The sequence below is a fragment of the Mycobacterium sp. TH-M82 genome, from assembly GCF_057473605.1.
This window is the reverse complement of record NZ_JBYCKY010000692.1, coordinates 1-1093: the sequence shown is the minus strand read 5'-3', so window position 1 is coordinate 1093 and position 1093 is coordinate 1. Positions and strand designations below refer to the sequence as shown.

Below are 1093 nucleotides of genomic sequence, written 5' to 3'. Positions count from 1 at the left end.
AAATACGCCCTAACCTACCTCGGTGGTGTCCTGTTAGCCTGCGCCGTAATCCATTCCCGCGTAGGAAGCAACAAATCGGGAGACACGCCCTAGGCCGGTTTGCCTACTTCCTTCCCCGCGCAGTGCGCCGCCCGACAGCACCGAACGCGATTCCTAGATGTTGAGCGAGGTGGCGTTCGTCGTTACGGGAGACAGGCGGGCGGAATGGCTTACTCCCCTCGCTCGCCTGGCCATCCCGTCTCAATTGTCCGCGCCGTTGCGAGGTCGTAACGACACCTCTTCCAGCCAAAGCCTCTGCGCGGCATACGCGGCCACCTCGCTTCAAGGGCAGGCGGTTTACGTGAGCGATCAGGACTTGTCATCACAAGCACCTGCACCGATTGCCCCGGCTCCAACGCGGCAATTGTGTCGCTCCACATCGGCCAGACCACTGTGGGCGGGTCGTTCTCGGTCTTCTGACCGCCCGTGTCACCAACCCACACACGGGGCCTGCACTCGTCGCCTGACAACCGTATGTCGTAAGCGGTGCCGTCGCCGTAGTTGGTCAACCGCACGAAGTGCAGCGGCTGCCAGTGCGGATGATTGATCCAATTGCCACTTCCCTTGTTGGCGCGTAGCAGTCGGTCGGTGTCCTCGAGTGTCTGCTGGCTTCTGGCCATCCGGAGATCGGCCCGTGGCCGCTGTATCCACCAGTTGGCTGCCAGCGTTACGCCAGCCGCAACCAGGCCGGATGCGAGCACAGACGACCAGATCGACACACCAGCACCCTAGCGTGGAGGCCCGATCTGGCTGTGCCTAAAGATCAAGGCAGAGTGCTAACCGGGCGGTGCTGATCATCCCCTGGGCGCGATATGTAAACAGACTGTATGCACATGTCTCCGAAGCGCCCCCAACGGCACCAACGCAAAATGGTGAGTAATCGCAGATCAAGCGCAATTTAGCCAACCACTCCAACGTGCGCCACCGTACGCCAACGCCCAGGAAGGACGGACCCGAGATCCGTCAAGTCTGGGTTCGAGTCCCAGTGGGGGCACGCTGACCAGCTATCACCGACTGAGGTGCCCCGGTCGGCGCCGTTGTCCTGGTGCTCGAC

The 1093-nt window shown here is 61.8% G+C and carries 1 tRNA gene; it reads left to right on the top strand.

Annotated elements, in window-relative coordinates:
- The first annotated feature begins 959 nt into the window (after positions 1–959).
- Positions 960–1033: transfer RNA gene (locus AC2VON_RS20340), tRNA-Ser, on the top strand.
- The last annotated feature ends 60 nt before the right edge of the window (positions 1034–1093 follow it).